The following is a 6,463-nucleotide window of genomic DNA, read 5'->3' as shown; positions in this document are numbered from 1 at the left end:
CTTCGGGCTTTTCAAGCCCGACCAAATTCCCCTCCCACCTTATGTCGGTGGGAGTACCCTTTGGAGGTTAAGATGGTGGTTAAGACATCAATACCGGCATCTAATAACTCTTCAACGTCTTGCCAGCGTTTAGGATGACGACTGCCATGCGGGTTACTGAAAGCTAATTCATCCATTAAAATAATGGCCGGGTGACGTGCTAAAACACCGTCTATATCAAAGGTATTAATTTTACGTCCGTGGTAGCGGATCCGTTTTGCGGGCAGTTGCGGCAAACCTTCTAATAGAGCAGCAGTTTCTAGGCGATTGTGCGTCTCTACCACACCGATGACAACATCAAGCCCTTGTGAACGAAGCCGTTGGGCTTCTTGTAGCATTGCATAGGTTTTTCCTACTCCAGCGTAGGCGCCGAAGAAGATCTTTAAGTTGCCGCGAATTTTTTCATTGGCAATACTCAATAAATCTTCAGGGGTAGGGCGTTTAGGTTCCTGGCTCTCCATCAATCAACCTTATTGTATTTTTGCATTTTCTGATTGTTCAAGCGCGTCAAGGGCAATATTAAGTTTAAGCACATTAATAACAGGTTGACCTAAAAAACTTAAAAAGGGTCGCTAGGTGTTAGCTGCAATTAGGTGTCTAATTTTATGTAAAGCAAGCCGGCGTGCCTTAGCTACCCTGCCTGCTTGATAATAGGCTGCACTTGGTGAAATATGAGGATCTAATCCACTGGCTGAAGCTGTTATCAGCTCGACTGGAACGGCCACATTGTTTTGATTATTGAAAATTTTAATTTGTTGAGCACGGCTAGCAAACTGTTTTTGCAATGCGGGATTATTGACCGCCAGATTACTGCCGCTGGAAGCTAATCCATTATAAGGTGTGTCAGCCGTTGCTGACGGGCGGCCATGAAAATATTTAACCTCAGTTATCGATTGGCCAATCAGTGCCGAACCCACAGTCCGATTATTCTTTTCTATCAAGGAGCCTTTAGCTTGATAATTAAAGAAAGCATTTGATAAACCAGTAATAAATAATGGGTAAACAATTCCGGTTGTGATAGTTAGAAAAATAAATAACACAAATGAAGAACGTAAGACATTCATATTCAATACCTTATTAGGACATAAACAGGCTAAGCAGTAGATCAATCAATTTGATACCAATAAATGGTATAACTAAACCACTTAATCCATAGATCCATAAATTACGGCGTAATAATGCTATTGCACTCATGGGACGGTAACTAACGCCTTTTAGTGCTAAGGGGATAAGGCCAACAATAATTAGCGCATTAAAAATAACTGCTGACAGAATAGCTGAAGAAGGGGAGTGTAAATGCATAATATTTAAAATATTAAGCTGAGGATAAGTAACCGAAAAAGCGGTAGGAATAATAGCAAAATATTTGGCAATATCGTTGGCAATGCTAAAAGTTGAAAGAGCGCCTCTGGTCATCAACATCTGTTTACCAACGTGGACAACCTCAATAAGTTTAGTTGGATTTGAGTCAAGATCGACCATATTACCGGCTTCTTTTGCTGCCTGGGTGCCAGAATTCATGGCGACGGCAACATCGGCTTGCGCCAGTGCTGGTGCATCATTAGTACCGTCACCTGTCATTGCTACTAAACTCCCATCGGCCTGATATTGGCGGATCAATGCCAGTTTAGCTTCAGGTGTTGCCTCGGCCAAAAAATCATCAACGCCGGCTTCAGCGGCAATGGCTGCGGCTGTCAAATGGTTATCACCGGTGATCATCACGGTTTTAATTCCCATCCGGCGCATTTCGGCAAAGCGCTCTTTGATCCCCCCTTTTATAATATCTTTTAAGGCGACCACACCAAGAATTTGCTGATTCTCAACAACAACTAATGGTGTTTCTCCTTTCCGGGCAACTTCTTCGACTAATTTTTCTGTTTCGGCTGGGAATCTAGCATGACTTGTTTCCAAATAACGACGAATAGAATCGGCAGAGCCTTTTCTGATCACACGATCACCCACATTAACGCCACTCATCCGAGTCATGGCGGAAAAGGGAACAAACGTGGCATTTAATGCTTGTAGATCACGCTCGCGCAAATTAAACAATTGCTTAGCTAAGATAACAATACTACGTCCTTCTGGTGTTTCATCAGCCAGCGATGATAGTTGTGCCGCATCAGCCAGCTGTTGTTCTGTAACACCTTTAAGGGGTAAAAATTTAGACGCCTGACGATTACCTAGAGTAATAGTACCCGTTTTATCGAGCAATAAGACATCGACATCTCCCGCCGCTTCTACGGCACGTCCACTGGTGGCAATGACATTTGCGGCTAACATCCGACTCATACCGGCAACGCCAATTGAAGAGAGTAATCCGCCGATGGTAGTCGGGATCAAACAAACTAATAATGCAATCAGTACCACAATAGAAATTGGACTACCGCTGCCGTTCACCTCAGCACTAAATAAACTAAAAGGATAAAGTGTTGAGCAGGTTAATAGAAAAATAATGGTTAATGCAGTTAATAGTATGATTAACGCGATTTCATTAGGTGTTTTGCGCCGTTGAGCACCTTCTACCATAGAGATCATACGATCAAGAAAAGTTTCACCAGGATTAACCGTACATTGGATAATTAACCAATCTGACAGTATGCGCGTTCCGCCTGTTACTGAAGAAAAATCACCACCAGACTCCCGAATAACGGGGGCTGATTCACCAGTAATCGCACTTTCATCAACGGAAGCACCGCCTTCAAGTACTTCACCATCACAAGGAATAATTTCACCCGCTTCAACCAGTACGATATCGCCTTTTCTGATTTGGTCAGAATTGATTTTCTCTTTTGCTGCCTGATAATCGGCACTGGCTAAACGTGTAGTAACACTTTGTTTTTTGACCCCTTTCAGACTAGCGGCTTGCGCTTTACTGCGCCCTTCAGCCAGTGCTTCGGCAAAATTAGCAAATAGCACGGTAAACCATAACCAAACCGCAATTATGCCGGTAAATAGTGCATTACCGTCAACGGATGGCGTGAATAATTGATAAAACCAAATGAATGTCGTCAATATACTGCCGATATAAACGATAAACATAACTGGATTGCGCCATTGAATCTGTGGCGCACATTTTTTTATAGCGTCAAATAATGCTTGGTGGATTAATTTCTTATCAAACAATTGACTGGTATTTTTGTTCATTTATAGTCCCTTATTGGGCGGAATGCCAAAGTTGTAAATGTTCAGCAATTGGCCCAAGTGCCAGGGCAGGCACAAAAGTGAGTGCACCAATAACGAAAACCGTCAGTATTAACAAGCCAATAAAGAGTGGGCCATGAGTAGGTAATGTGGCAAAGCTTTCAGGCTGGCGTTTTTTGCCTACCATAATACCAGCAATAGCCATTACTGCAGTGATTAAGCCAAAACGACCGACAAACATAACTATACTCAGCGTAATATTATAGAACAGATTATTGCTATTTAATCCGGCAAAAGCGCTGCCATTATTATTTGCCGCTGAGGAAAAAGCATAAAGAACTTCACTGAAGCCATGAGCGCTAGGATTTAAAATAGCACTGCGTCCTGCTTCGGTAAAAAGTGCCAGTGTTGTTCCTAGTAGGGTTAAAGTGGGAGTAATTAAAATAGCAATAGCGGTTAACTTCATTTCCTGAATTTCGATCTTTTTGCCTAGATATTCAGGTGCTCGACCAATCATTAATCCAGCCAGAAAAACGGCTAACATGACAAATAGTAGCATACCGTATAACCCAGAACCGACACCGCCAAATACCACTTCACCAAGTTGCATAAGCCACATTGGTATCATCCCCCCTAATGCAGTAAAAGAATCATGCATGGAGTTCACCGCGCCGCAGGAGGTTGCTGTCGTGATAACAGCATAGAGTGCTGAATTTAAAATCCCAAAGCGGCTTTCTTTCCCTTCCATATTAATATTGCTGTTGGCGCCTGAAAACATCAATTGGGGATTACCTTGCGTTTCGGCATAGACGACGATAGTGATAGCAATAATGAAAATAATTGCCATCGCCCAAATTAATGTTATACCTTGGCGACTATCACCGACCACGCGACCGAATGCAAAACAAAGTGCGGTAGGAATTAAAAGAATGGCAATCATTTGGCTAAAATTGGTTAATGCAGTAGGATTTTCGAAAGGATGCGCTGAATTTGTGGCAAAAAATCCGCCGCCATTAGTGCCTAATAATTTAATTGCTTCTTGCGAAGCAACAGGCCCCATGGGGATGATTTGGTTTTGGTTTTGTAATGTCTCTACTACTAGATATGGCGAAAAATTTTGTAACACACCTTGGCTAACAAAAAATAAGGCAAAAATAAATGCCAGTGGTAGCAAAAGATAGAGTGTAATACGAGCAATATCTATCCAGGCATTGCCTAGCGTTTTTACACCTTGGCGTGCAAAGGCGCGGATCAGCGCGAAGGCAACCGCAATACCGGTCGCGGCAGATAAGAAATTCTGTACCGTTAATCCCGTCATTTGACTAAAATAACTTAAGGTATTTTCGCTACTATAGGCTTGCCAGTTAGTATTAGTGATAAAACTAATCGCGGTATTGAGTGCTAGATCCCAATCTAGATTGGCAAATTTTTGTGGATTGAGGGGTAAATTTTGTTGATTGATTAATAGCAGAAAGAGAAATATGCCACCAATAACATTGAACAGCAACAGCGCGGTAACGTATTGTCGCCAATTCATTTAGTGTATTTCACCGCCAGGTTTGCGTAAGCGACAACAACTCCATAAGCCGGATTCCATTTTGAGAACCCAAATCGGCAAATCACTTTCAATCAATAAAGCGATATAATTTCCTACAAATTTAGCGATCACAAGCAGGAAAATTAAAAAACTGGTAATTAATAATAAAGCACTACTTACCATTTAAAAATCCTCCGCATGGATAAGCGCATAAATTAAATAGAGAAATAATATTCCAATTAGAATGATCCCTGTGATAGTAAAAATGGACACAGTTTGTCTCCTCATGCTTTTGATGTACAGAGCTTAAGTTTTTCAATGCAAAGAATCTGATAAAAAGTCGCCACATAGTGTAAAAATAGTATAAAAATGCCAATATAATAGTTTGTAAGTTATTACTGTTATCGCTATTTTTTTGTTATAATAAATTAACCATAGTTAATATATGGTTAATTATTTGAAATAAAAGTTAATATTTTATTGTTTGATAAGTAAATAAATTACGATATAAGGGAAAGTGCTGAAAAAAACAGCAAAAAAGTGGTCTGATGAATAGCCATGCTCACTTTTATCAGATAAAATTTTCATTCATTACACAATATATCTCAATTGTTTATATCAATTGATCACTTTATAAGGAGGATCTTTATGTCTGAGTATCGTCAATATCCCTGGCATCAAGTTCTCTTGCGTCGTGTTGGTGTTGTATTATTAGGCATTGTGGCTTTTCCTGTCATGATTTTCCGTCGAGACCGTAGCCGCTTCTATAGTTACCTACATCGTATGTGGCTAAAGACTAGTGATAAACCGGTTTGGTTAGCCAGCGCTGAAGATACGCAATCGATGAAGTAATTAATTGATTAAAAAATTAAAACGGCCTATTACTTGTAGTGATAGGCCGTTTTTGTTTTAAGCTGCTGTGAAACATATTTTTAAGTTTGATATTTAATAAAATAAATCAGTTTTACAAATAGGATAGGTAAGTAATGGATAATATTAAATTAGAGCAATTAATCAATACGCACTTGAATATTGAACAATATACAGATTATGCGCCCAATGGACTTCAAGTGGAAGGGCGCTCAGAGGTAAAAAATATAGTGACCGGTGTGACAGCATCGCAAGCGCTACTTGATGAAGCAGTAAAATTAGCCGCAGATGCAATTATTGTTCATCATGGTTATTTTTGGAAAAATGAAGCTGCTGTTATTCTTAATATGAAGCGTAAGCGATTAAAAACATTGCTTTGTAATGATATTAACCTTTATGGCTATCATTTGCCCCTTGATGCCCATCCCATTATGGGTAATAACGCGCAGTTGGGAAATATTATGGAGGTAGAGATCGATAGCTATATTACACCTTTATTGCCAATAGGTAAGTTTGCGCAACCGATAACTCCAGATGATTTAATGGCTCGTTTAAATAATCGGTTAGCACGCCAACCATTGTACTGTGGTGATAATGGCCCAAAAAACATCCGCACCATTGCCTGGTGTACCGGGGGCGGACAGAGTTTTATTCAACAGGCAGCTGAGGCTGGCGTTGATGCTTTTGTGACCGGTGAAGTTTCTGAGCAAACCATCCATATTGCTAGAGAAATGGGGATCCATTTTTATGCCGCAGGTCATCATGCAACGGAGCGATTTGGCGTTAAAGTGTTAGGTGAATGGTTGCAAAAAGAGTATGGGTTTGCGGTTACTTTTGTCGATATAGCCAACCCGGCCTGATTTTTGTCAAGATAAA

General features: G+C 40.5%; 4 protein-coding genes and 3 pseudogenes. 2 read left to right on the top strand and 5 right to left on the bottom strand.

What is annotated here, in order from left to right; genetic code table 11:
- Positions 1-71: 71 nt before the first annotated feature.
- The 5 genes and pseudogenes from H1X92_RS08705 to kdpF all read right to left on the bottom strand — a co-directional run.
- Positions 72-500: pseudogene (locus H1X92_RS08705) on the bottom strand (two-component system sensor histidine kinase KdbD); the annotation flags it as partial.
- Positions 501-509: 9 nt separating this feature from the next.
- Positions 510-1,103, bottom strand: a pseudogene (gene kdpC / locus H1X92_RS08700) (potassium-transporting ATPase subunit KdpC).
- Positions 1,104-1,116: 13 nt separating this feature from the next.
- The gene (gene kdpB, locus H1X92_RS08695; protein ID WP_180559769.1) at positions 1,117-3,183 is read right to left on the bottom strand and encodes a potassium-transporting ATPase subunit KdpB; all 2,067 of its coding nucleotides are present in this window, start codon (positions 3,181-3,183) and stop codon (positions 1,117-1,119) included.
- Positions 3,184-3,193: 10 nt separating this feature from the next.
- Positions 3,194-4,900: pseudogene (kdpA, locus tag H1X92_RS08690) on the bottom strand (potassium-transporting ATPase subunit KdpA).
- On the bottom strand, positions 4,901-5,005 hold the full coding sequence (gene kdpF, locus H1X92_RS16240; protein ID WP_081700644.1) for a K(+)-transporting ATPase subunit F: 105 nt from the start codon (positions 5,003-5,005) through the stop codon (positions 4,901-4,903).
- A 360-nt stretch (positions 5,006-5,365) separates the two neighbouring features.
- Between kdpF and H1X92_RS08680 the strand changes: the two genes are divergently transcribed.
- Entirely contained in the window at positions 5,366-5,569 is a 204-nt protein-coding gene (locus H1X92_RS08680) for a YbfA family protein (RefSeq protein WP_026822776.1), read from the top strand.
- A gap of 134 nt (positions 5,570-5,703) precedes the next feature.
- Positions 5,704-6,447 carry a type 2 GTP cyclohydrolase I gene (locus H1X92_RS08675; protein WP_180559768.1) on the top strand — a complete coding sequence of 248 codons (744 nt, stop codon included), beginning with the start codon at positions 5,704-5,706 and terminating at the stop codon, positions 6,445-6,447.
- Positions 6,448-6,463: the final 16 nt, after the last annotated feature.

Origin of the sequence: Arsenophonus endosymbiont of Apis mellifera (assembly GCF_903968575.1) — a bacterium.
Classification (GTDB): domain Bacteria; phylum Pseudomonadota; class Gammaproteobacteria; order Enterobacterales; family Enterobacteriaceae; genus Arsenophonus; species Arsenophonus apicola.
The sequence above is the reverse complement of the archived record's forward strand: the minus strand, read 5'-3'. Positions and strand labels throughout refer to the sequence as shown.

Coding starts and splice junctions, on each gene's coding strand:
- kdpB (WP_180559769.1), bottom strand. CDS start 3,183: ATGAACAAAAATACCAGTCAATTGTTTGATAAGAAATTAATCCACCAA.
- kdpF (WP_081700644.1), bottom strand. CDS start 5,005: ATGAGGAGACAAACTGTGTCCATTTTTACTATCACAGGGATCATTCTA.
- H1X92_RS08680 (WP_026822776.1), top strand. CDS start 5,366: ATGTCTGAGTATCGTCAATATCCCTGGCATCAAGTTCTCTTGCGTCGT.
- H1X92_RS08675 (WP_180559768.1), top strand. CDS start 5,704: ATGGATAATATTAAATTAGAGCAATTAATCAATACGCACTTGAATATT.